Genomic DNA, 1,082 nt, shown 5'->3' on the forward strand with positions numbered 1-1,082 from the left:
GACATCCACATGGGATGGAATCGGCCTGATACCTCCTTACCCTCAATTTCGGCCGATAATCATTTGCGCATTTCAGCCGGCAACGATCTGGATCTCTTCGGTACCCGGTTAGATAAATCCCGTCATCTGACCTTAAGTGCGGGCCGTAACCTGAATGCCCGCCAGGGGAAATTGAACGCTATGGGCAATATTCATCTGTTGGCGGGCAATGATTTAATGTTGCGCAGAGCGCGAATCAGTGCCGGGCAACAAGTTATGCTTAGTGCGGGTCACGATATTGATATGTCTCGTCCTGATACGCCGGAGGCGTCAGAGAGTCTGTTTTATTTATCCGAATCATATGGATTAGACAAACTCACTGAATTAAAAGAACGGATGACCCCGGTTGATTTATCCGAATTAAGCACGCAAGTGACGGCGGGTGATCACCTGCAACTCAGTGCGGGGATGGCGAGATTAACCTCGACGCAGGGGAATATCTCGGTTAACGCCGGCCGGGATTTAGTGTTCTCTGCCCAGAAATATTCGCCGATTAATGATGGCGATAAACACGCCCTTTATGCCACCGGCGCCGTCAACGCGGCTCAACATCTCACTTTAGTTGCCGCAGGCAACCTGCTGACATCAGGAACCCGTTTGACATCCGGCAATGATATGTTGCTTTCCGCGGGTGGGAATATTCGCTTTGAATCGCGACAAGAATTTATTCGCGAGGGGAATATTGAGCGCTTTACGCAACACGCCAGCCGGCTGAACAGTGGCGGCGCATTAACCATTCGCTCCCAGGGCAGTATTTTATTCCAGGCGACGGCGTTAATCGCCAAAGGCGTGATGGATATCGCGGCAACCGGCGGCTTTCTCTATGCGCAGGCAATGGAGGAGGTCTATAGGCGGGAAGAAACGGAGAAAAGCTGCAAAGGTTTTGGTCCCATAAAATCGTGCCAAGTATTTGGTGCTAAGACAGAGCATAAAATACACATCAAGCATACCAACAAAGTCACGGAATTTACGGCCGGGGGTGATATTAACCTGAGGGCAAAAGATGAAGTGACATTAGAAGCGAGTCGGATAGAAACCGATAA

At 50.2% G+C, this 1,082-nt stretch carries 1 protein-coding gene; it reads left to right on the plus strand.

Features of this window, described 5'->3' with window-relative positions:
- Positions 1-1,082: hemagglutinin repeat-containing protein (locus KZ793_RS22440; RefSeq protein WP_225817284.1), on the plus strand; the 1,082-nt coding region annotated here is incomplete at both ends.

Source organism: Photorhabdus antumapuensis (assembly GCF_020387775.1).
In the GTDB taxonomy this organism is placed as follows: Bacteria; Pseudomonadota; Gammaproteobacteria; order Enterobacterales; family Enterobacteriaceae; genus Photorhabdus; species Photorhabdus antumapuensis.